Here is a 22,268-nt window from a genome sequence, read left to right as displayed (position 1 = left end):
GCGCACGATGGTGCGGATGGAAACATAGTCGGGGATGCAGACGGGGCGTTGTCGACAGCCCGTCAACCCGATGCCGTCACGAGTTGGCCCAGCGTTCTTCCAGACGGGGCGCGGTCGCGAGATTGGAGGGCCGGGGGACGCGCGGTGGAGGATCGAACACGCCTTCCGCGATATAGCGGATCGCGTGGGTGACGCCGGCGTGGGAAAAGGGTTTTGCAATCACACCGTGCGCGCCCACGAAATCATCGGGGATTTTCGACACGTTTGCGGTGACATAGATGATGATCGCGTCCGGCCAGCGCTGCTGGATGACGCGGCTGACATCCAGCCCGCTCGATCCGTGCGCGAGATGAATGTCCACGAAGGCGAGCGACGGCGCCAGACCACCATCCAGAGCCTCGACGTCCTCAAGGCTGGCCGCTTCAGCGACGACATGGTGACCGCTGTCCTCGACGATCGCCTCCAGATCCATGGCGAGCAACATCTCGTCCTCGACGATCAGAACGTCCATTGCCGGGATCATGACGCGGCCTCGCTCCGCGGGAAGGTGATGGTGACGCAGGTGCCCGGCGCATTGTCACCCCAGGTCGCCACCGCCTTTGCCTGACGCGCGAGGCGCGTGATAAGGGCGGTGCCGATGCTTTTCGTCCGCACGGTCGAGGGCAGGCCGGGACCGTCGTCGCAAATCTTGATGATGCCGCAATCATCCTCTTCACCGACAAGGACCCTGAGCACGCCCGAGCGGCCATCCGCATAGGCGTGCTTGATCGCATTCGTCAGTATCTCGTTGATGATCAGTCCCAGTGCCGAGGCGTTGGCCGCGTCGACGAACAGGGGTTCGGACTGGACATCCAGCGCGATGTCGCTCCGTCCGCTGGACCCCACCACATCGGCGGCGAGGTTGCCCGAGAAGGTGCCGATGTCGAAGCTGGAAATATCTTCGGACCGGTATAGCTGCCGGTGAACCACCGCGAGGGCGTCGACACGTTCGAGCATGCTGTCCAGCTTCGCCGCGATCGCCGGATCCTCGATGGTGCGTGCCTGAAGCCGCAACAACGATCCGATCATCGTCAGGTTGTTTTTGACGCGATGGTCGACCTCATGCAGCAAGATCGTCTTGGCATCGAGCGCCATGCGAAGGTCCGCGGTGCGACGCGCGACCTCCCGCTCCACCAGTTCCTTCTGCTCGTTGATGATATGCTGGGCCTGGACCCGGTCGGTGACGTCGAGTTGCGACGCGAAGAAGAAGCGGATGACGCCATCCTTGTCGCGCACCGGCGAGAGATACAGCGCGTTCCAGAATGTCGTCCCGTCCTTGCGGTAGTTCAGCAGGTCGACGTCCACATCATGGCCGTTCCCGATCGCTTCGCGCACCTTCGCCACGGTCGCGCGGTCGGTGTCGGGGCCCTGAAGGAACCGGCAGTTCCTGCCCACAATCTCTTCCCGCGAATAGCCGGTGAGTTCCTGAAAGGAGACGTTGCAGAATACGATGGGGTTGTCGGGCTGCGCCGGGTCGGTGATGACCATCGGCATTCTGGTGGCCCTGACCGCGGCGGCGAAGGGATCGCCCTGCCCATGTTCGTAATCCAACTCGTCGGTCAGATGCCAGTCATCACGTTCTTTCATCCGACCCCGCAAGCGATCGCCCCGTAGGCATAAGGCTTGAGCGGAACGGTCGCCGCCGGACAATGTTCCGTCCGGCGCAACGCCCCTTCCGCTTTGCATGGTCGCACGCCTATAGGGAGCGTCCTCCCCCTCTTGCCCGGTGCCTTCATTGCATGTCGCATCCTTGCTCCATCCCGGTCCCGCGCCATGCCGGTCGCTGAATTCGACGCCATCATCCTGGGCGCCGGGGCCGCCGGGCTGTTGTGCGCGTCGACGGCGGCGCAGCGCGGGCGGCGGGTGCTGGTGATCGACCATGCCGACGAGGCGGGAAAGAAAATCCTGATTTCGGGCGGCGGGCGGTGCAACTTCACCAATTCGGGCACCGTGCCCGAACGGTTCCTGTCGGCCAATCCGCGCTTCGCCCGGTCGGCGCTGGCGCGCTATACGCCCCAGGATTTCCTGGCGATGGTGGAGCGGCACGGCATCGCCTGGCATGAAAAGACGCTGGGGCAGTTGTTTTGCGACGGATCAGCGCGGCAGATCGTCGCCATGCTGATGGACGAGTGCGCGCGCGGCGAGCCCGCCGCCTTTGCCATGGGGCAGGCGGTGACCGACGTCGCCCATCGCGACGGGCGTTTTCATGTGACCCTGCCCGGCCGCGCCGTGCAGGCGCCCGCGCTGGTCATCGCGACGGGCGGGCCGTCCATTCCGAAGATGGGGGCGACCGGATTCGCCTATGACCTGGCGCGGCGTTTCGGGCTGAAGGTCGTGCAGCCGCGCCCGGCGCTGGTGCCGTTGACGCTGGACGACGGGGAACTGCTGTTCCGGTCGCTGTCGGGCGTGTCCGCGCCGGTGATCGCCTCGGTCGGCAAGACCGCCTTTCGCGAGGCGGCGCTGTTCACCCATCGCGGACTGTCGGGACCGGCGATCCTGCAAATCTCCTCTTACTGGCGGCATGGCGAGCCGGTCGCGATCAACTTCCTGCCCGACCGCGGCGAGGGATGGATGCGGGCAGCCAAGCGGGACAATCCGCGCACGACCGTCGGGCGATTGCTGGGGGCGGCGCTGCCCGACCGGCTGGCCGAGGCGCTGGGCGAGCGGCTGGCGCTGGCCGGGGAGTTGGCGAACCTGCCCGACAAGGCGCTGGCGCGGGCGGAACAGGTGCTGGGCGCTTGGCGGTTCACGCCCAACGGGACGCAGGGCTTCGCCAAGGCGGAGGTGACGGCGGGCGGCGTGTCGACCGACGGGCTGTCGTCGCAGACGATGGCGGCGCGCGCCCTGCCCGGCCTGCATGTGATCGGCGAGGCGGTGGACGTGACCGGGTGGCTGGGCGGCTATAATTTCCAGTGGGCCTGGGCCAGCGGCTGGGCCGCGGCGCAGGCGCTCTGAAACCCGACGGCGATCAGTCGAGGTTGGGGCGGAGGTAGCGTTCCGCCGTTTCCAGATCGATGCCGCGCCGCGCCGCATAATCTTCCAACTGGTCGCGGCCGACGCGGGCGACGCCGAAATATTCGGCCTGGGCATGGCCGAAATAGAAGCCGCTGACCGCCGCCGTGGGGAGCATGGCGAAGCTTTCCGTCAGGGTCGCGCCGGTGGCGTGATGCGCGTCGAGCATGTCGAACAGGATCGGCTTGAGACTATGTTCCGGGCAGGCGGGATAGCCGGGCGCCGGGCGGATGCCGCGATATTGTTCCTTGATGAGCGCCTCGTTGGTGAGCTGCTCGCCCTCGGCATAGCCCCACAAAGCGGTGCGGACATAATGGTGCAGACGCTCGGCGAAGGCTTCGGCCAGGCGGTCGGCCAGCGCTTTCAAAAGAATGTCCGAATAGTCATCGATCGACGCCTTGAAGCGCGCGAGATGCGGTTCGATGCCGTGGATCGACACGGCAAAGCCGCCGATCCAGTCGCCGTCATGGCTGATGAAGTCAGCGAGGCACATGTTCGCCCGCCCCTCCCGCTTCTGGATCTGCTGGCGCAGCATCGGCAGGCGGACATGCTTTTCGTCCTCGACATGAACGATGATGTCGTCGCCATCCCGCCGGCAGGGCCACAGGCCCGCGACGCCGCGCGCGGTCAGCCATTTCTCGTCGACGATCCGCCCAAGCATCTTCTGCGCGTCGGCGAAGAGGCTGCGGGCGCTGTCGCCCACCACTTCGTCGTTCAGGATCGCGGGATAGTTGCCCGCCAGTTCCCAGGCACGGAAGAAGGGGGTCCAGTCGATATAGTTGACGAGATCCTTCAGATCCCAGTCCTTGAAGACATGCACGCCCGGCAGGCGCGGACGCGGTGCCTTCAGGCTCTCGTCGATCTCGAAGCCGTTGGCGCGGGCGTCCTCGATGCTGACCAGCGCGCTCTGCCCCTTGTTGGCGCGGGCGACGCGGACATGTTCGTAATCGTCCTTGGTCTTGCGGACGAAATCGTCCTTCTGCGTTTCGGAGACGAGTGCGGTGGCGACGCCCACGGCGCGGCTGGCGTCGAGGACGTGGACGACCGGGCCGGTGAACGCGGGGTCGATGCGCAGCGCGGTATGCACCCGCGACGTGGTGGCGCCGCCGATCAGCAGCGGCATGGTCATGTTGGCGCGCTGCATTTCGGCGGCGACCGTCACCATCTCGTCCAGCGAGGGGGTGATGAGGCCGGAGAGGCCGATCATGTCGGCGTCATTCTCGTTCGCGGCCTTGATGATGTCCTGCCAGGGGACCATCACGCCCATGTCGATCACTTCAAAGCCGTTGCACTGGAGCACGACGCCGACGATATTCTTGCCGATATCGTGGACGTCGCCCTTGACCGTGGCCATGACGATCTTGCCCTTGCCCTTGGCGCCGGGTTCCTTCGCCGCCTCGATATAGGGGAGCAGGTGGGCGACCGCCTTCTTCATGACGCGCGCTGACTTCACCACCTGGGGCAGGAACATCTTGCCCGCGCCGAACAGGTCGCCGACCACGTTCATGCCGTCCATCAGCGGGCCTTCGATCACCTCGATCGGCTTGGCGGCGGCGAGGCGGGCTTCCTCGGTATCCTCGACCACATACATGTCGATGCCCTTGACCAGCGCATGTTCCAGCCGCTTGGCAACCGGCCAGCCGCGCCATTCCTGCGCCGCCTTTTCGGATGCGGCGTCCTTGCCCTTGAAGCTTTCGGCCAGCGCGACGAGGCGGTCGCCCGCTTCGGGATCGCTGTTCAGCAGGACGTCTTCGCACGCCTTGCGCAGCGCGGGGTCGATCGCGTCATAGACGTCGAGTTGCCCCGCATTGACGATGGCCATGTCGAGCCCGGCGGGAATGGCGTGGTAGAGGAATACGCTGTGCATCGCGCGACGGACGGGTTCGTTGCCGCGGAAGGAGAAGGAGAAGTTCGAAAGCCCGCCCGAAATATGGACGTGCGGGCAGCGGGCCTTGATCTCCCGGCACGCCTCGATGAAGTCCATGCCGTAATTATTATGTTCCTCGATCCCCGTCGCGACGGCGAAGATATTGGGATCGAAGATGATGTCCTCGGGCGGAAAACCGATCGTCATCAGCAGCTTGTAGGCGCGCTCGCAAATCTCGACCTTGCGCGCCTTCGTGTCGGCCTGACCCGTCTCGTCGAAGGCCATGACGACCACGGCGGCGCCATAGGCCATGCAGAGGCGGGCATGATGCAGGAACGCCTCTTCGCCTTCCTTCATGCTGATCGAGTTCACGACCGGCTTGCCCGAAACGCATTTCAGCCCGGCCTCGATCACTTCCCATTTGGAACTGTCGATCATGACGGGGACGCGGCTGATGTCCGGTTCCGACGTCATGAGCTTCAGGAAGGTGGTCATCGCCTCGACCGCGTCGAGCAGGCCTTCGTCCATGTTGACGTCGACGATCTGCGCGCCGTTTTCGACCTGCTCGCGCGCGATGTCGATGGCCGCGGCATAGTCGCCGGCCATGATCAGCTTCTTGAACTTGGCCGAGCCCGTGACGTTGGTGCGCTCGCCGATGTTGACGAAGGTGGCGGTGGAGGTCGTGGTCATTTTTGTTCGTCACCCCAGCGAAGGCTGGGGTCTCCCGATCTAGAGCGCGCCCCGAGAGGCACGAGATCCCAGCCTTCGCTGGGATGACGGTTATACCTTAAGCCGCGATATGCATCGGCTCCAGCCCCGCGAGCCGCGTCACGACGGGCAGTTCGGGCACGACGCGCGGTTTATGCCCCGCCAGCGCCTTCGCCACCGCGCCGATATGGGCGGGCGTGGTGCCGCAGCAGCCGCCGACCATGTTGACCAGCCCCTCGTCCACCCAGTCGCGGATCAGCTTCGCGGTGGTTTCGGGCAGTTCGTCATATTGCCCCAGTTCATTGGGCAGCCCGGCGTTGGGATAGGCCAGGATCAGCGTGTCGGCATTCTTCGACAACTCGCTGAGATAGGGCCGCAGCAGATCCGCGCCGAAGGCGCAGTTCACGCCGATCGTGAGCGGCTTCAGGTGCCGCAGTGAATACCAGAAGGCGTTGATCGTGTGGCCCGACAGGTTGCGGCCCGACATGTCGGTGATGGTGAAGCTGAGCATCAGCGGCACATCCCGACCCGCCGCCGTCTCGGCCTCGCGCGCGGCCATCCCCGCCGCCTTGGCGTTGAGCGTATCGAAGCAGGTTTCGACCAGCAGGAAATCGACCCCGCCCGCGATCAGCGCGTCGCACTGCTCGCGATAGTCGGCCTTCAGCGTATCATAATCGACCTCGCGATAGGCGGGGTCGTTCACATCCGGGGAGATGGACAGGGTCTTGTTCGTCGGCCCGATCGACCCGGCGACGAAGCGCGGCTTGCCGTCCTGCGCGGTCGCCTTCTCGCAGGCCGAGCGGGCGAGCTTCGCGGCGGCGATGTTGATGTCCCACACCAGATGTTCGCAGCCATAATCGGCCATCGCGATCTTGGTGGAGGAGAAGGTGTTGGTCTCCACCATGTCCGCCCCAGCCTCCAGATAGGCAGCATGAATGCCCTCGACGATGTCGGGGCGGGTGAGGCACAGAAGGTCGTTATTGCCCTTCTGGTCCTTCGCCAGGTCGAGCGAGCCGCGATAGTCGGCTTCGGTCAGGCCGTGCTTCTGGATCGACGTGCCATAGCCACCGTCGAAGATCAGGATTTTTTCCGCAGCCAGCGCGCGCAATCTTTGTTCGGCGGTCATGCCGCATCCTCCTGTCGGTCGACCGTCCTGCCCGCCCTGAGGCCAAGCAGATGACAGATCGCATAGCTGAGTTCCGCCCGGTTGAGCGTGTAGAAATGAAAGTCGCGCGCGCCGCCTTCATAGAGTTTGCGGCACAGTTCGGCCGCCACGGTGGCCGACACGAGTTGTCGCGCGGCGGGCAGGTCATCCAGCCCGTCGAACAGGCGGCCCATCCAGTCGGGCACGTCGGTATTGCACATGGCCGACATGCGCTGGACCGCCGCGAAATTGCTGACCGGCATGATACCCGGCACGATGTCGGCGTCGATGCCGGCGGCCAGCACCTTGTCCATGAAGCGGAAATAGGTTTCGGGCGCGAAGAAGAATTGCGTGATCGCGCGGGACGCGCCGGCATCCAGCTTGCGCTTGAGATTGTCGAGATCGGCCTGCGCGCTCGCCGCTTCGGGATGGACTTCGGGATAGGCCGATACCGAAATTTCGAACGGATGGCGCTTCATCAGCCCTTCGACCAGTTCGGCCGCGCCGCTGTAGCCGTCCGGATGCGGTTCGAACCGCCCACCCATTTCCGGCGGATCGCCGCGCAGCGCGACGATATGGCGCACGCCCGCGTCCCAATAGGCGTCGGCGACATCGCCGATTTCCGCCTTGCTCGCAGCGACGCAGGTCAGGTGTGCGGCCGCGGAAAGCGCGGTTTCCCGGGCGATCCGGGCGACGGTATTATGGGTGCGTTCGCGCGTCGAGCCGCCCGCGCCATAGGTGACGGAGACGAACCGGGGGGCCAGCGGCGCCAGCGTCTGGATCGCCGACCAGAGCTGGGTTTCCATCTTTTCCGTCCGGGGCGGGAAAAATTCGAAACTGACGCGGGCATCGCCGGCCAGATCCGCATAGAGCGGCGCGGCGTCGTCTTTCAGGGTCATGCGGTCATCCGTCCTTCATCTCGCGGCGCCGGCGCATCGCCGCGCCGGCCCAGCCATATCTTTACCGTCAACTGGTCGCCAGGCAGGCTTTGCGCCCGGTCCAGCAGCAACCCGGCCTGCGCGAACCAGCCTTCGACCTGCGCATCGGAAAAGCCCAGCCGCGCATGCTGGTCGCGCACGCGCAGTTCCTCATGCTGATGCGGCGCGAAATCGACGATCATGATCCGCCCCCTTGCCGCCATGACGCGCGCCGCTTCCCCGATCACCGCCTCGGGCGCCTGCGCATAATGGAGAACCTGATGCAGCAGCACCGTATCGGCACTGCCTGCCGCCAGCGGCAAATCCAGGAAATCGCCCAGCAAAAGGGCATATTTGTCGCCAGCGTCCTGCGGCAGCTTGGCACGGGCCAGGCGCAGCATGTCCGGGCTGCGGTCCAGCGCGGTCACCTGCGCAGCGGCGGCGCCGAACAGTTCGATCATGCGGCCGGTGCCGGTGCCGATGTCGAGCAGATGGCCGACCGGCGCCTGCGCCAGCAGCGCGGACATCGCCGCTTCCACTTCCGCCTCCGCCACATGGAGCGACCGGATCGCGTCCCATTCGTCCGCATGTTCGGCAAAATAGGCTTCGGCGGCGCGCGCCCGGTCGGCGCGCACGGCCGCCAGCCGGGCAAGGTCCGCCGCCTGCCACAGCGCCTCTGAATCGCGCGGTTCGATCCGGTCGAACAGGGTCAGGAAAGGCAATATGGCGGGATCGCGCGCCAAACGCAGAAAAACCCAGTTCCCTTCCTTACGGCGTTCCACCAGCCCCGCCTCCGCCAGGATGCGGACATGGCGGGACACGCGCGGCTGGCTCTGCCCCACGACCTGCGCGATTTCGCCCACGGCCAGTTCCATCGCCCGCAGCAAATGCACGACACGCAGCCGCGTCGGATCACCCAGAGCCCGGAAAATGTCTAGTGCAGAGACCATGAAAGGGTCATATAAAGATATCTTTATATACGTCAATGCTGCTGATTTTCGCGACATAGCGTGGTCCGGGGACCGGTTCGTTCCTTGCTATTGCATGAATGGGATTGCCTTGATCTGCCCGAAGCATTACGAATCGTCGCGCAGGCGCAATGGGGGGTGAGCTTTTCTCCGAGAGTGGTCTGCAACTTTTATTTCTCAGAGAGGGGTTTTGCCCATGACCAAGTCGATTGCTCTTTCGCTCGTTCTCGCTGCTTCGCTCGGCCTGGCCGCCTGCACCGGTGGTCACGAAGAAGCCGCCAACAACGCCGCGAATGCTGCCGAGAACGCGTCGAACGCTGCCGACAACGCCATGAACGCTGCGATGAACGCCGCCGACAACGCCGCGAACGCCGCATCGAACGCGACCAACAACGTCGCCAACGCGATGTAAGTCCCGTTCGGGTCTTATCCAGATTTTCCGAGGGGGTCGCACCGGCAACGGCGCGGCCCTTTCTTTTGCCGGTTGCCCCGTCATGCGCATGATCGTCCGCCTTATCGCATTGCTTCCCCCGCTGACCCTGGCTGCCTGCGGGCCAGGTTCGGCCGACGGCGTCGGCGGCGTCAGTGCCAGCGAGGCGGATGCCCTGAACGAGGCGGCCGCGCGGATCGACCGGCAAACCGGGATGGCGCAGCCCGACGGGCCGGGCCTGAACCCGGCGGCCGAGGCGGCAGCCAGGGCGGACCGGGGACGGCGGCCGCCCGAGCAGCCGGGCAAGGCGCCATGAAAAAGGCCGCCCCCGGCAGGGAGCGGCCTGTTTTCCTATCAGGCAAGCTTAACAGTTGCGGTCGATTGCCCGGCCGGCAAGAGCGCCTACGCCCGCGCCGATGATCGCACCCGTGGTGCCATCGCCCCGGCGACCGTAGCTGCCCGAGCTGCGACCGATTTCGTTACCCAGCAGGCCACCGGCGATCGCACCGATAATCGTGCCGCCCGTGCCGTTGTCCCGGCAGCGATAGCCGCCCCGATAGCCGCGATAATAATTGTTCCGATAATAGCGGTCACCGCGATTATAGCGGTCGCCCCGGTAGTAATCGCCGCGATAGCCACGGTTGTTGTAACCGCGATAATAATCGCCGCGATCATAGTTGCGATAATGATGATCGCGTGCCGCGGCGGGCGTGGCGGTGACGGCCATGGAAGCGGCACCCATCGCCAGAGCCGCTCCCATATTTACAAGAAACTTCATCTTCATGGCGTTGCTCCTCGAACAAGATCTTCCCTGTGGCGCGGCCCGTGGACGGGATTTGCCATCGATTGATGTCCTTATGGATGATTCGGCTTGAGCAGGTCCTGAATGGGCCTGTCATCGGGCGTTCACATGGATTCGGTCCGTCACGCGGGTGCTGCGCCCTGCCTGATATTGTCCTATGGCGGCACGCGATGACGCGAATCCTGATCGTGCTGGCGCTGGCCGTGCTGTTGCTGCCCGCCCCCCATGTCGGCAAACCGGAAAGCGTGCGGCCCGGCCCCCTGCTGGTCGCCGCGCGCGCCCTGCCGCTGAGCGAGGGCGTGCCCGCGCCTGCCCGTGCCGGGGTGCTGACCTATCTGGGCGGGTGGGAACTCACCAGCCGCGATCCCGGGTTCGGCGGCGTATCGTCGCTGCTGGCGTCGCCGGACGGCGACATGCTGGCGCTGAGCGATTCAGGTATATTGATGGGCTTTCACGCCGGTAACGGGACGGGCCGCCGTCGGCCCTTCATCGCGCCGCTGCCCGTGCGGCCGCAGGATCGCGGCCTGCCCTGGTGGGCGTGGGATTCGGAATCGCTGACGCACGATCCGGCCACAGACCGCTATTGGATCGGGTTCGAATTGCAGCAGATGATCTGTCGCTATGCGCCCGGCTTCGCGCGGGTGGAGGCGTGCCGCACCTGGCCGCAGATACGGGCCTGGCCGGAAACGGGGTCGATCGAATCGCTTACCCGCCTGCCCGACGGACGCTTCCTGGCGATCGCGGAGATGGGCATGACGGCGGACGGGCGGCATGACAGCCTGCTGTTTGCGGGCGATCCCGCCGATCCCGCCACGCCCGACCCGATCCACCTGCGCTATGCGCCGCCGCAGGGATATCGGCCGACCGATGCCGTGGCGCTGGACGCACGGCACATGCTGGTGCTGAACCGGCGGCTGACCTTGCAGGAACTGTTCACCGCCACGATCGCCATCGTCGCGCTGCCCGAGCGGATGGAAGAGGGTGACCTGCTCCAGGCACGGACGCTCGTCCGGCTGGCGCCGCCGATGCTGGCCGACAATTTCGAGGGGATGGCGGTGACGCGGGAAGCGGGGCGACCGGTCATCTGGATCATATCCGACGACAATCACGAATTCTTCCAGCGCACATTGCTGCTGAAATTCGCCCTGCCATAACCCTGCCCTGCCCGAGGGTGTCCGGCGCCGTGCGGCACACGCAAAAAGGCGGCCCGTCGCCGGGCCGCCCTTCATGCCGAAACCGTCCGAAGCGAATCAGGCCGCGACGGCGGCCTTCTTCTTGGCGATATCGCGCTTCAGGCGACGCGCCTTGAGCGACAGCTTGTCGTCGCTGGTCTTGAGCAACCAGTTGTCCAGACCGCCATTATGTTCGACCGAGCGCAGACCGTGGGTCGACACGCGCAGCTTCACGCTGGTTTCCAGCGCTTCCGACATCAGCGACACGTTCTGGAGGTTGGGCAGGAACACCCGCTTCGTCTTGTTATTGGCGTGGGACACGTTGTGACCCACCTGGCGGCTCTTGCCGGTCAGCTCGCAGATACGCGACATAGTCAATCAACCTTGTAATTCGGGTTCGTTCGGAAAGCCGCGCCGATAGCCGGATTCCCCGGGGCCGTCAACCGCCCTGATGGGCGACCGCAACCCTTTGGCCCGGCTGTGCGTTGAGGGGCAATATCCGAGAGGAGACGAAAATGCGACTCATTGGTGGACTGCTTATCATCATCCTGCTGGTTCTGGCCGGCGGCATCGCCACCGGTTTCATCGACCTGCAAAAGACGCAGGACGGACGCCTGCCCGAAGTAGCGGTGAAGGGCGGACAACTGCCGAAATATAATGCCGACGTGGCGAAGGTCGAAGTCGGCACGCGGCAGGAAACCGTGGACGTGCCCACGGTCGACGTGAAAAAGCCCTGATCCTTCCGTCCAGACGCATCATCCTGTAACGGCGGGGCATGTCCCCGCCCTTTCCCCTGCCCGCCCCGATGCGCCGCGCGCTTGCCCTGGCGCACGCCGCCGCGTCAGCCGGCGAGGTGCCGGTCGGCGCGGTCGTGACGCGCGCGGGCACGATCATCGGCGAAGGGGAGAATCGCAATCGCCGCGACAATGACCCCACCGCCCATGCCGAGATGGTGGCCATGCGCGCGGCCGCCCGCCATCTGGGCGATTTCCGGCTGACCGGGTGCGACCTTTGGGTCACGCTGGAACCGTGCCCCATGTGCGCGGGCGCCATTTCCCATGCCCGGATAGCCCGGCTATATTATGGCGCCGCCGATCCCAAGGGCGGCGCCGTGGAACAGGGGCCGCGCCTTTTTACCCAGCCGCAATGCCTGCACCGGCCGGACGTCTATGGCGGCCTGGCCGAGGCGGAGGCGTCAGCGCTGCTGCGGTCCTTTTTCGCCGACCGGCGCTGAATAGGCGATCCGGTAGAGCCGGTAAGGAAGCGTCAGGCCGGTGCGCAACGGCACGGGCGTCAGCCAGCCGGGCACGACGCCGCGCATCAGATCGGCATAGAAACCGCGCGGGCTGCGCGACTGGTAGATGGTGCCTTCGGGGAAATTCGGACAGACCAGCAAATAGGTCGCATGATGGCGCCCGGCGATGGCCCGGAAGCCGTCCGCAGGCCCGTCGAAGGCATGGTGAATGTCGAGGATCGCCGCACCGTTGCGATGATAGGGACCGGCGACGGCGCTGTGATGCGTGGTGGCGAGCAGGCGCGGGCCAAGATCGACCATGGTGAAGATCGTGGCCGGGGGAAGCTGGTTCAGCACCTCCAGCGCCGGCAACGTGCGGCAGCGGCCATTGGCCTTCTTTATCGCGTCGTTGCGGGCGATGGCGGACGGACGCCAAGGCTTGGGTTTGCGCCCGGTCGCTTCCTGAAAGACGCTGACCGCCTGGGGATAGAGTGGATAGGCGAAGGCGATCGCCGCAAGCAGCGCCGTGCCCAATCCGGCCGCGATCCGCACCCGGCGGGTGCCGGTAAAGACGGCCGCCACCAGCCGATGGGCCGCCCAGGCGGCGGGCGGGATCGCCAGCAACTGCGCCGCCGGCGCCGCCCGCAACTGCCAGAACAGCAGCGCGGTCGAAAAGAGCATCATCAGACCGACCGTCAGCCAGGCCCATAATCTTTCCCCGTCGCGCCGGGAGTCCCACAGCGCCCAGAGCAGGCCGGCCAGCCCGGCGGCCGGGATCGCCAGCAGCGGCACGACAAGGCTTTGCGCCTGCACCGTGATCGGCTTTGCCTCACGGATATTGGCCAGCCAGAGCCGCTGCAGTTCCGGCGATATCTGGTAGGGGGTCAGGCATTGCGGCCAGTTGAGCCAGAAGAAGAGCGCGACGGCACCGCCGACCACCAGTCCCGCGCCCAGCCGGACGGGCCAGTGGCGCAGCTTCAGCAGCGACAGCAGCACCATGCCCGCGCCCGCCGCGCCGAACACCGCGACCCAGACCGGCGAAAGCGCGTCGCACACCATGGCGCGGTTGGCGTAGCTGGCAAAAAGCAGATACAGGAGCGAGGTCGATCCCGCGAGGCTGATGCCATAGGGCAGCATCCGCCGCTCCGCGCCGGGCCGGAACACCCAGCGCAACGCGATCAGCGCGCCGCCCGCCGCCAGATAGACGATCATTTCCATGCCGATGGCGATCGACAATGCGCTGCTGACCCCCGCCAATATTCCGCCGCGCACGCGGTTGCTGTCGATCACGCCGCCCAGCATCGTGAGCGCCAGCGCCAGTTGCCAGCCATGATGGTCGATCCGCATCGGCATATACATGCCCAGCCCCATCTGCGCGGCGAGCGGGGCGAGCGCGGCGAGCAGCCAGCCGTTGGGACCGGCCAGCCGCCGCCCGATGAAGCCAAGGCTGAGCATCAGGAGCAGCAGCGGCAGCAGCGGCGCCAGGCCGCAGGCCAGCCGGTCGGCCAGCCCCTGCCCGACAAAGGCCCGGAAGAAAAGCATCAGGCCCGCCAGCGGCAGGTCGACAAGGCGCGACCAGTGGATATTGGCGCCGCCGGGCGGATCGAGCCGGTACTGGCGCAGGTCGTACCATTTCTGCCCCGCCAGCCAGTCCTTGACCTGCACATAGCGGATATTGTCGTCGGTATCGCCCAGCACCAGCCAGTGAATGGCGGGCCAGCGGGTAACGATGAAGGCGACGGTGACGACAATCCACAGCAGGACGGTCAGCCATTTCCAGTGCCGCGCGCCGTAGGCCGCCAGGATGGACGCCCAGTAACGGGCGCGGGCGCGCAGGGTTTCGCCGCTTTGCAAGTTCATGCGCGTGGATTAGAGGCTGCGCGTCAAAGCGCAACGGGGGCCATCATGAAATTCGCCGAACGGTTCACGCCCCGGCAGCGGGCGCTGTTCTGGCAGATCGTCCGCTATGGCCTGACCGGCCTGTTCGTCACCGCCTGCCAGGCGGCGATCTACTGGACGCTGGCGGCGGTTGCCGGAATGCATGTGCAGGTCGCCAACCTGATCGGCTATGTCGCCGCGGTGTGCATCGGCTATGTCGCGCATAACAGCTTCACGTTTCGCGAGGAGGGCCGCGAAGAAGGCCGTGCCGGGGGCCATGCGGCACGCGGCGCGAAATTCGTCGCCGTGTCCCTGATCAGCTATGCGCTCAACGCACTGTGGGTGTGGCTGTGCGTCACCCATATGGGCTGGCCCGAATGGTCGCCGATTCCCGCCATGGTGTTCATAACGCCGGCGGTTGTGTTCGTTCTGAACCGCCAGTGGGTGTTCCGCTAGTGGATGATTTTGCCATGTGCATCCCGTCGCGGCCTGGATGGGTCTGCAACTGTCAGAAACGGACCATTAGAGCGCGGTGCCGCGCGCCAGCACCGCATCGGCACGGGCCAGCACGACCAGCGGCAGGCCCGCTTCGTCGGCGCGGTCTGCGGCGAGACGGGTCGGGGCGGAGATGGTGACCAGCAGCGGGCAACCGGCCAACGCCGCCTTTTCCACCAGTTCGTAGGAGCAGCGCGACGAGAGCAGCGCGAAGCCGCCGTCCCAGCCGGCACCGGTTCGTGCCATCGCGCCGATCAGCTTGTCGAAGGCGTTGTGCCGCCCGACATCCTCCCGCACCAACCGGATCGTGCCGTCAGGCCCCGCCAGCGCGGCGGCGTGGGCCGCGCCGGTGGCGGCGTTGAGCGGCTGATGATCGCCGAGCGCCGCCAGCGCGCGGAAGATCGCGGCGCGGTCCGCCCGCGACATGGCGGTGACGCGGGGCAGCGGGCGGATCGCCTGGTCCAGATTTTCGATGCCGCACAGGCCGCAGGCGGAATCCGACGCGCGATGGCGCACGCGGTCGAGCAGGCCTTCGGTGCGGTGCGGCGGCAGCGTCGCGCGCGCGACGATGCCGCGCGCGGCGGCGTGCATGTCGACGTCGAGCAGCGCGTCGTCGCGGGTCACCAGCCGTTCCGCCAGGCTGAAGCCCTGCACCAGATCGGCAATGTCCGCCGGGGTCGCCATCAGCACAGCATAGCCCGCCCCGTTATATTCGATGGCAATCGGGACTTCTTCCGCCAGCGGGCGCACCACCGACCCGGTCGCGCCGTCCGGAGCCAGCCGGTCGAACGCCAGTGCCGCCACGGCCTCGTCCAGCATGGCTGTCATCCCGCGATCCGGCGCAGCGCCGCCGCCGCGACCGGCGACAGCGCATCGGGCCGATCCGCCGCCAGCGCCACGAGCCGCGCGCGCATGTCCCCGCTCCAGAAGGCGCGGATATGTTCGGCGGTCGCCGCTTCCGCGTCCGGTTGCGTCGCCAGATTGCGGGCAATCTGGTTCGCCATGTAGATCAGCCGGTCGCCGGTCGACATGACCTGATTTTCATCGCTCATGCGCCCGATCCTATTCGGCGGCTTCCAGCGGCGCAATGCGGCGGCTGTGGCGGGCCTGCTCCGCATAATCCTGCTGCCAGTCGCTGGGCCCGTTGCTGGCCATGACCTGTACCGCCGTCACCTTATATTCGGGGCAGTTGGTGGCCCAGTCCGAATAGTCGGTGGTGATGACGTTCGCCTGCGTTTCGGGATGGTGGAAGGTCGTATAGACCACGCCGGGCGCCACCCGTTCGGTGATGAGCGCACGCAGGGTCGTTTCCCCCGCCCGGCTGCGCAGCGTCACCCAGTCGCCATCCTTGAGACCCCGGTTTTCGGCATCGCTGGGGTGGATTTCCAGCCGGTCCTCCGGATGCCAGGCGGTATTGGCGGTGCGCCGGGTCTGCGCGCCGACATTATAATGGCTCAGGATACGGCCGGTGGTCAGCAGCAGCGGGAAGCGCGGCCCTGTCCTTTCGTCGGTCGGGACATAGTCGGTGACCACGAACTTGCCCCTGCCCCGCACGAAACCGTCGACATGCATGGTCGGCGTGCCGTCGGGGGCGGCATCATTCGCGGGCCATTGCAGCGATCCTTCCGCGTCCAGCCGGTCGTAATGAACGCCCGCGAAGGTCGGGGTAAGCGCCGCGATCTCGTCCATGATTTCCGACGGATGGCCATAGGTCCAGTTCAGCCCCATGGCGTTGGCCACCAGCTGCACGATCTCCCAGTCGGCATGGCCGTTGAGCGGCGCCATGACCTTGCGCACGCGCTGGATGCGGCGTTCGGCGTTGGTGAAGGTGCCGTCCTTTTCGAGGAAGGTGGAGCCCGGCAGGAAGACATGGGCGTAATTGGCGGTTTCGTTGAGGAACAGATCCTGCACCACGACACATTCCATCGCCGCGAGTCCAGCCGCGACATGATGGGTATTGGGATCGGACTGGAGAATGTCCTCGCCCTGCACAAACAGCCCCTTGAACGTTCCGTCGGTCGCCGCATCCAGCATGTTGGGAATGCGCAGCCCCGGTTCGGCATCGAGCGTGACGCCCCAGGCCCGTTCGAACGCGCCACGCGCCGTGTCGTCGGACACATGGCGATAGCCGGAAAATTCATGCGGGAAGCTGCCCATGTCGCAGGCGCCCTGCACATTATTCTGTCCCCGCAGCGGGTTAACGCCCACGCCCTCACGCCCGATATTGCCGGTAGCCATGGCAAGGTTGGCGATCGCCATGACGGTGGAACTGCCCTGGCTATGTTCGGTGACGCCAAGGCCATAGTAGATCGCGCCGTTTCCACCGGTGGCGTAGAGCCGGGCGGCGGCGCGCACCTCGCGCGGGTCGACGCCGGTCAGCGGTTCGATCGCCTCGGGCGAGCGCGCGGGCTGAGACACGAAATCGGCCCAGTCGGCAAACTCGTCCCAGTCGCAGCGTTCCCGGATGAACGCTTCGTCACAGAGTTTTTCGGTGACGATGACATGGGCCATCGCCGTCAGCATCGCGACATTGGTGCCAGGGCGTAAGGGGAGATGATGTTCCGCCTCGACATGGGGCGATTTCACCAGATCGGTGCGGCGCGGGTCGATGACGATCAGCTTTGCGCCCTGCCTCAACCGGCGTTTCATGCGGCTGGCGAAAACCGGATGCCCGTCGGTCGGGTTGGCGCCGATGACGAGGATGACGTCGGACTGCATGACGCTGTCGAAATCCTGCGTGCCCGCCGACGTGCCGAAGGTGGTCTTGAGCCCGTAGCCCGTGGGCGAGTGACAGACGCGCGCGCAGGTATCGACATTATTGTTGCCGAAACCCTGCCGGATCAGCTTCTGCACGAGGAAGGTTTCCTCATTGGTGCAGCGGCTGGAGGTAATGCCACCGATGGCGCGCGTGCCATATTTTGCCTGGATCCGGCGGAATTCGGACGCGGTGTGGGCGATCGCCTCTTCCCAGGACACCTCCCGCCACGGATCGTCCACCGAGGCGCGGATCATGGGGTTGAGGATACGGTCCCGATGCCGCGCATAGCCCCAGGCGAAGCGGCCCTTGACGCAGCTATGGCCGCGATTGGCCTTGCCGTCCTTCCACGGCACCATGCGCACCAGTTCCTCGCCCCGCATTTCCGCGCGGAAGGTGCAGCCGACGCCGCAATAGGCGCAGGTGGTGACGACCGCGCGGTCCGGGGTGCCCGTTTCCACCACCGCCTTCTCGATCAGGCTGGCCGTCGGGCAGGCCTGAACGCAGGCGCCGCAGGACACGCATTCGGAACCGAGGAAATCCTCGCCCTGGCTCGGCGAAACCTTCGATTCGAAGCCCTTGTTCTCGATCGTCAGCGCGAAGGTGCCCTGCACTTCCTCGCACGCCCGCACGCAGCGGGAACAGACGATGCACTTGCTGGGATCGAAATCAAAATAGGGGTTCGACTGGTCCTTCGCCTGACCCATGTTGGTCGCGCCGTCATAGCCGTAGCGCACGTCGCGCAGGCCGACCGCGCCGGCCTGATCCTGCAATTCGCAATCGCCGTTGGCGGCGCAGGTCAGGCAGTCGAGCGGATGATCGGAAATATAGAGTTCCATCACCCCGCGCCGCAATTGCTTGAGGCGATCCGTCTGGGTGCGCACGACCATGCCCTCGGCGACCGGGGTGGTGCAGGAGGCGGGGTAGCCGTTGCGCCCCTCCACCTCGACCAGGCAGAGGCGGCAGGAGCCGAAACTTTCCACGCTGTCGGTGGCGCAGAGCTTGGGGATGGAGCCGCCCAGCAGCGATGCCGCCCGCATGATGCTGGTGCCTTCGGGCAGGGTGACGCTCTGGCCGTCTATGGTCAGGGTGACGGTCTTGCCGGTCGCGACAGCAGGCGGCGTGCCATGGTCGGTTTCGCGGGCAAAGCTCATTCCGCGGCCTCCTTTACGGGCGCCGAAGCGCCGAAATCCTCTGGGAAATGATCGAGCGCGCTCAGCACCGGATAGGGGGTGAAGCCCCCCAGCGCGCAGAGCGAGCCATATTTCATCGTGTCTGCCAGGTCGCGCAGGAGCGCGGTCTGCGCGTCCGGCGATACATCGACCCGGTCGGGCGCGCGGGAATAGAGGGCCTTGCCAAGATAGCCGCCATCCGCCGCCTTCGCCCTGACCGGCGCACCGTCTCGCGCGTCGATGATCCGGTCCATGATCTCCACACCCCGTGTCGATCCGATGCGGCAGGGTGTGCATTTGCCGCAGCTTTCCACCGCGCAGAATTCCATGGCGAAGCGGGCCATGTGCGCCATGTCGACGCTGTCGTCGAACACGGTGATGCCGGCATGACCGATCAGGCCGCCGGCTTGTGCGAACGCTTCATAGTCGAACGGCAGATGGAACATGGATGGCGGGAAATAGGCGCCCAGCGGCCCGCCGACCTGCACCGCGCGCACCGGACGGCCGCTGGCCGTGCCGCCCCCTATGTCGTTCACCAGTTCGCCCAGCGTGATGCCGAAGCCGATTTCGTAGAGGCCGCCATGCTTGACATTGCCCGCCAACTGCACCGGCATGGTACCGCGCGACCGGCCGAAGCCGACCGCCGCATAGGCGTCCGCCCCGTCCGCAAGGATGAAGGGCACTGCGGCAAGGCTGAGCACATTGTTGATGACGGTGGGCTGGCCGAACAGCCCTTTCAGCGCCGGAAGCGGCGGCTTGGCGCGCACCTGCCCGCGCTTGCCCTCGATACTGTCGAGCAGCGCCGTCTCCTCGCCGCAGACATAGGCCCCCGCCCCTTCGCGCACTTCCAGCGTGAAGGGTGCGACCAGATGCGCCGACGCCTCGATCGCCGCGCGCATGGTGCGGATAGCGAAGGGATATTCGCTGCGAATATAGATATAGCCGTGCGCCGCGCCGACCGCATGGGCGGCGATCGCCATGCCCTCGATCAGGCAGAACGGATCGCCCTCCATCAGCATCCGGTCGGCGAAGGTGCCGCTGTCGCCCTCGTCGGCGTTGCAGACGATATATTTGGGACTCGCGGACGCATCCAGCACCGTCTGCCATTTGATCCCGGTCGGGAAGCCCGCCCCGCCACGGCCGCGCAGGCCCGACGCCTTGACGGCATCGACCACCGCCTGCGGGCTTTGGGCGCGGGCGGTTTCCAGCCCCTGCCAACCGCCATGCGCCCCATATTCAGCGAGGCTCAACGGATCGATGATGCCGCAACGGGCGAAGGTAAAACGCTGTTGCGCGGCGAAAAAGGGCAATTGCTCAACTGGTCCGAGGCGCGCGGGGTGCGTGCGGGCGAGCACCGCCGCCGCATCGACCGGAGTCACCGGCCCGTAGCCGATGCGCCCTTCGTCGGTTTCCACTTCCACCAGCGGTTCGATGCTGAACAGGCCGCGCGACCCGGTGCGCACCACGTCGCAGCCGGCATCGGCAAAGGCGCGCGCGACATCGTCCGCACCGAGCGCGACCGAAGCCATATCCCGGCTGACATAGACCTTCATGCCGCCACCTCCGCCGCGATCCGATCCAGCGCGGCGGCATCGATCCGCGCCACCGGCCGACCGTCGACCAGCGCATTCGGGCCGATCGCGCACAGGCCGAGGCAATAGACCGGCTCCAGCGCCACTTGTCCGTCGGCGCGCGTTTCGCCCATCGCCACGCCCAGCCGCCGCGCGGCAGCCGCCTCCATCGCCGCGCCGCCGCGCGCCTGGCAGCTTTCCGCCCGGCACAGTTTCACGACATGGCGGCCGGGCGCGGTGCGGCGGAAATCATGGTAGAAAGTGATGACGCCATGCACGTCGGCACGGCTGAGGTTCAGCGCCCGGGCGATCGCAGGGACCAGCGCGTCGTCGATATGACCCGCCTCCGCCTGTATCGCGTGAAGCAGCGGCAGCAGACCATCGCGCCCGGTGCCGTGGCGTGCCGTCCAGCCGGCGATAAATTCTTCCATCTCTAACCCTGCCTCTTGGCGAGCCTTTCCGGCCGATTTTGGCGATGATCCTGCGCCCGCCGGGGCGAAGGGTCAAATCGAAGCCGGGCATCTTTGATAGAATAATTCTATCAGACCGTGCGAAAGCCCGGTGGCAGGCGCAGGGATCGCGCGACGCCCAGCACCGCCTGCGCCAACGGCCCCATCGGCGCGCTGTCGGATACGATCACGCCAACCCGGCTGCCCTCGCCCATGTCGGGCAAGGGCCGCGTGCGCGCCCAACTCAACCCGTCGAGCAGCGTCGCATGACTGTCCGGAATGATCGAGCACAGCCGTCCCTGCTGCACCAGCCCCAGCAACGCGACATAGGAGTCGGCCGTCACCAGCGGCCGCAGCGCCAGTCCCCGGTCCGCCAGCCGCGCATCGAGAATCCGCCGGTTCTGCATCCCCTGATGCAGCAGGCACAGCGGCAGCCGGGCCAGGTCGGCCCAGTCGAGCGGATCGGGGACCGGGACGCCGTCCGCCGCGCTGACCAGCATCGTCCGTTCCACATAGAGCGGCACGGAAAGCGCGTGGGCGGGCGGTTCGAAATCCAGATAGGTGAGGCCCGCGTCCAGTTCGAACGCGGCCAGGTCCCGCTCGATCTGGCGGGAGGTGAGCGCCCGCACCGAAATATTGAGGCCGGGATGACGGTCCAGCATGGCTTCGGCGACGAAGCCGATGGCCGGCATCGCGGCGGGGATCGCGCCCAGTCGCAATTCGCCCTTCAGCGGCCCGCGCGCCGTTTCCGCCGCCTGGCCCAGCGCGTCGGCCGCCGCGACCAGTTGCCGCGCCCAGGGCAATATCGCCTCTCCCTCCGCCGTCAGCCCCGCATAAGTGCGGTCGCGCCGGATCAGCCGCTTTCCCAGTTGCGCCTCCAGCGCGGCGATGCCCGCCGACAGGGTGGGCTGGGAGACATGGCAGCGCATCGCCGCCCGCGCGAAATGGCCTTCGCGTTCCAGCGCCAGAAAATATTCGACAAGGCGGGTCTGCATCGCCTTTGCTATAGGCCTTATAGAAAGGAGCTATCAAGCCATGGCCGATGCGGGGATTTTGGGCGCGGTGCTGGCGGGCGGACGGTCCACCCGCTTCGGCAGCGACAAGGCGATCGCGCCAATGGCCGACGGCCGCACCCTGATCGACCATGCCATCGCGGCTCTGGCGCCCCACGTCGCGCGCGTGGTCGTGTGCGGCAGGCAGGGCGGGCTGGCGGACCGTCCCCGCGCCGGCATGGGACCGCTGGGCGGGCTCAACGCGGCGCTGCACCATGCGCTGCACCACGGCTTTGCCGGCGTGCTGAGCACGGGATGCGACATGCCGGTCTATCCCGCCGGATTGCCGGCCGCGCTGGCGGGAGACGGTGCGGCGGTGCTGGACGGGCAGCCCCTGCTCGGATGGTGGCCGGCACCGCTGGCAGGGGAACTGGACGCGCATCTGGCGGAAGACAATAATCGGTCGATCCGGGGCTGGCTGGAGCGGGTCGGGGCAAGGACCGTGACGATGGCGGGCCTGGACCTGCCCAATATCAACCGGCCCGACGACCTGGCGCGGTTCGACGGGCGCGCCTGACTTGCCAGCGCGCGCCGCCGTCCCCAGGCCGCGTGGACAAATTCAGGCCATCCGAAATCGACCAATGCCGGTCGTTCACTCCGGGC

23 protein-coding genes are annotated in these 22,268 nt (G+C 66.4%); 8 read left to right on the top strand and 15 right to left on the bottom strand.

The window, feature by feature from the left end; genetic code table 11:
- Positions 1-76: 76 nt before the first annotated feature.
- Positions 77-511 (bottom strand): response regulator, encoded by a 435-nt coding sequence (locus tag J3E64_RS00590; RefSeq protein WP_253338532.1) that lies wholly within the window; start codon positions 509-511, stop codon positions 77-79.
- An 8-nt stretch (positions 512-519) separates the two neighbouring features.
- Positions 520-1,626 carry a histidine kinase dimerization/phosphoacceptor domain -containing protein gene (locus J3E64_RS00585; RefSeq protein WP_253338530.1) on the bottom strand — a complete coding sequence of 369 codons (1,107 nt, stop codon included), beginning with the start codon at positions 1,624-1,626 and terminating at the stop codon, positions 520-522.
- Positions 1,627-1,812: 186 nt separating this feature from the next.
- Between J3E64_RS00585 and J3E64_RS00580 the strand changes: the two genes are divergently transcribed.
- Positions 1,813-2,994: an NAD(P)/FAD-dependent oxidoreductase gene (locus J3E64_RS00580; protein ID WP_253338528.1), complete on the top strand. Its 1,182-nt coding sequence runs from the start codon at positions 1,813-1,815 to the stop codon at positions 2,992-2,994.
- 13 nt (positions 2,995-3,007) lie between these two features.
- On the opposite strand, the gene metH is transcribed toward J3E64_RS00580, so the two are convergent.
- The 4 genes from metH to J3E64_RS00560 all read right to left on the bottom strand — a co-directional run bounded on the left by metH (position 3,008) and on the right by J3E64_RS00560 (position 8,637).
- Positions 3,008-5,608 (bottom strand): methionine synthase, encoded by a 2,601-nt coding sequence (gene metH / locus J3E64_RS00575; protein ID WP_253338525.1) that lies wholly within the window; start codon positions 5,606-5,608, stop codon positions 3,008-3,010.
- A gap of 97 nt (positions 5,609-5,705) precedes the next feature.
- Positions 5,706-6,752, bottom strand: a complete 1,047-nt coding sequence (locus tag J3E64_RS00570; protein WP_253338523.1) for a homocysteine S-methyltransferase family protein — start codon at positions 6,750-6,752, stop codon at positions 5,706-5,708.
- Entirely contained in the window at positions 6,749-7,669 is a 921-nt protein-coding gene (gene metF, locus J3E64_RS00565) for a methylenetetrahydrofolate reductase (RefSeq protein ID WP_253338521.1), read from the bottom strand. The genes J3E64_RS00570 and metF overlap by 4 nt, the downstream gene beginning before the upstream one ends.
- Positions 7,666-8,637 carry a metalloregulator ArsR/SmtB family transcription factor gene (locus J3E64_RS00560; RefSeq protein WP_253338519.1) on the bottom strand — a complete coding sequence of 324 codons (972 nt, stop codon included), beginning with the start codon at positions 8,635-8,637 and terminating at the stop codon, positions 7,666-7,668. The genes metF and J3E64_RS00560 overlap by 4 nt, the downstream gene beginning before the upstream one ends.
- Before the next feature lie 214 nt (positions 8,638-8,851).
- On the opposite strand from J3E64_RS00560, the gene J3E64_RS00555 reads away from it, so the two are divergent.
- Positions 8,852-9,067, top strand: a complete 216-nt coding sequence (locus J3E64_RS00555; protein WP_253338517.1) for a circumsporozoite protein — start codon at positions 8,852-8,854, stop codon at positions 9,065-9,067.
- A gap of 82 nt (positions 9,068-9,149) precedes the next feature.
- Entirely contained in the window at positions 9,150-9,401 is a 252-nt protein-coding gene (locus J3E64_RS00550) for a hypothetical protein (RefSeq protein ID WP_253338515.1), read from the top strand.
- Between the two features lie 48 nt (positions 9,402-9,449).
- Here the strand turns inward: J3E64_RS00550 and J3E64_RS00545 are convergent, their stop codons facing one another.
- Complete coding sequence (locus J3E64_RS00545) at positions 9,450-9,869, bottom strand: glycine zipper 2TM domain-containing protein (RefSeq protein WP_253338514.1); 420 nt, start codon at positions 9,867-9,869, stop codon at positions 9,450-9,452.
- A 188-nt stretch (positions 9,870-10,057) separates the two neighbouring features.
- Between J3E64_RS00545 and J3E64_RS00540 the strand changes: the two genes are divergently transcribed.
- Positions 10,058-11,041, top strand: a complete 984-nt coding sequence (locus J3E64_RS00540; RefSeq protein ID WP_253338512.1) for an esterase-like activity of phytase family protein — start codon at positions 10,058-10,060, stop codon at positions 11,039-11,041.
- A 96-nt stretch (positions 11,042-11,137) separates the two neighbouring features.
- Here J3E64_RS00540 and rpmB read toward each other — a convergent pair whose 3' ends face one another.
- Positions 11,138-11,431, bottom strand: a complete 294-nt coding sequence (gene rpmB, locus J3E64_RS00535; RefSeq protein WP_253338510.1) for a 50S ribosomal protein L28 — start codon at positions 11,429-11,431, stop codon at positions 11,138-11,140.
- A gap of 143 nt (positions 11,432-11,574) precedes the next feature.
- On the opposite strand from rpmB, the gene J3E64_RS00530 reads away from it, so the two are divergent.
- Both J3E64_RS00530 and J3E64_RS00525 read left to right on the top strand, forming a co-directional pair.
- Positions 11,575-11,796: a hypothetical protein gene (locus J3E64_RS00530; RefSeq protein ID WP_253338508.1), complete on the top strand. Its 222-nt coding sequence runs from the start codon at positions 11,575-11,577 to the stop codon at positions 11,794-11,796.
- 38 nt (positions 11,797-11,834) lie between these two features.
- A complete protein-coding gene (locus J3E64_RS00525; protein WP_253338506.1) occupies positions 11,835-12,293 on the top strand; it encodes a nucleoside deaminase in 459 nt (152 codons plus the stop codon).
- On the opposite strand, the gene J3E64_RS00520 is transcribed toward J3E64_RS00525, so the two are convergent.
- The gene (locus tag J3E64_RS00520; RefSeq protein WP_253338504.1) at positions 12,255-14,153 is read right to left on the bottom strand and encodes a hypothetical protein; all 1,899 of its coding nucleotides are present in this window, start codon (positions 14,151-14,153) and stop codon (positions 12,255-12,257) included. The two genes, J3E64_RS00525 and J3E64_RS00520, sit on opposite strands and share 39 nt — an antisense overlap.
- A 45-nt stretch (positions 14,154-14,198) precedes the next feature.
- Between J3E64_RS00520 and J3E64_RS00515 the strand changes: the two genes are divergently transcribed.
- Entirely contained in the window at positions 14,199-14,627 is a 429-nt protein-coding gene (locus J3E64_RS00515) for a GtrA family protein (protein ID WP_253338502.1), read from the top strand.
- Between the two features lie 66 nt (positions 14,628-14,693).
- Here J3E64_RS00515 and fdhD read toward each other — a convergent pair whose 3' ends face one another.
- From fdhD to J3E64_RS00485, 6 genes are all read right to left on the bottom strand, one after another.
- Entirely contained in the window at positions 14,694-15,494 is an 801-nt protein-coding gene (gene fdhD / locus J3E64_RS00510) for a formate dehydrogenase accessory sulfurtransferase FdhD (RefSeq protein WP_253338500.1), read from the bottom strand.
- Entirely contained in the window at positions 15,491-15,718 is a 228-nt protein-coding gene (locus tag J3E64_RS00505) for a formate dehydrogenase subunit delta (protein WP_253338492.1), read from the bottom strand. The genes fdhD and J3E64_RS00505 overlap by 4 nt, the downstream gene beginning before the upstream one ends.
- A 10-nt stretch (positions 15,719-15,728) precedes the next feature.
- Complete coding sequence (gene fdhF / locus J3E64_RS00500) at positions 15,729-18,575, bottom strand: formate dehydrogenase subunit alpha (RefSeq protein ID WP_253338490.1); 2,847 nt, start codon at positions 18,573-18,575, stop codon at positions 15,729-15,731.
- Entirely contained in the window at positions 18,572-20,146 is a 1,575-nt protein-coding gene (locus J3E64_RS00495) for an NADH-quinone oxidoreductase subunit NuoF (RefSeq protein ID WP_253338488.1), read from the bottom strand. The genes fdhF and J3E64_RS00495 overlap by 4 nt, the downstream gene beginning before the upstream one ends.
- Positions 20,143-20,595: an NAD(P)H-dependent oxidoreductase subunit E gene (locus J3E64_RS00490; protein WP_253338486.1), complete on the bottom strand. Its 453-nt coding sequence runs from the start codon at positions 20,593-20,595 to the stop codon at positions 20,143-20,145. The genes J3E64_RS00495 and J3E64_RS00490 overlap by 4 nt, the downstream gene beginning before the upstream one ends.
- Positions 20,596-20,705: 110 nt before the next feature.
- Positions 20,706-21,608 carry a LysR family transcriptional regulator gene (locus tag J3E64_RS00485; protein ID WP_253338480.1) on the bottom strand — a complete coding sequence of 301 codons (903 nt, stop codon included), beginning with the start codon at positions 21,606-21,608 and terminating at the stop codon, positions 20,706-20,708.
- Between the two features lie 40 nt (positions 21,609-21,648).
- On the opposite strand from J3E64_RS00485, the gene J3E64_RS00480 reads away from it, so the two are divergent.
- A complete protein-coding gene (locus tag J3E64_RS00480) occupies positions 21,649-22,182 on the top strand; it encodes a molybdenum cofactor guanylyltransferase (RefSeq protein ID WP_253338478.1) in 534 nt (177 codons plus the stop codon).
- The last annotated feature ends 86 nt before the right edge of the window (positions 22,183-22,268 follow it).

The sequence above is a fragment of the Sphingobium sp. OAS761 genome (assembly GCF_024168485.1).
In the GTDB taxonomy this organism is placed as follows: Bacteria; Pseudomonadota; Alphaproteobacteria; order Sphingomonadales; family Sphingomonadaceae; genus Sphingobium.
This window is presented reverse-complemented; position numbering and strand designations above follow the sequence as displayed.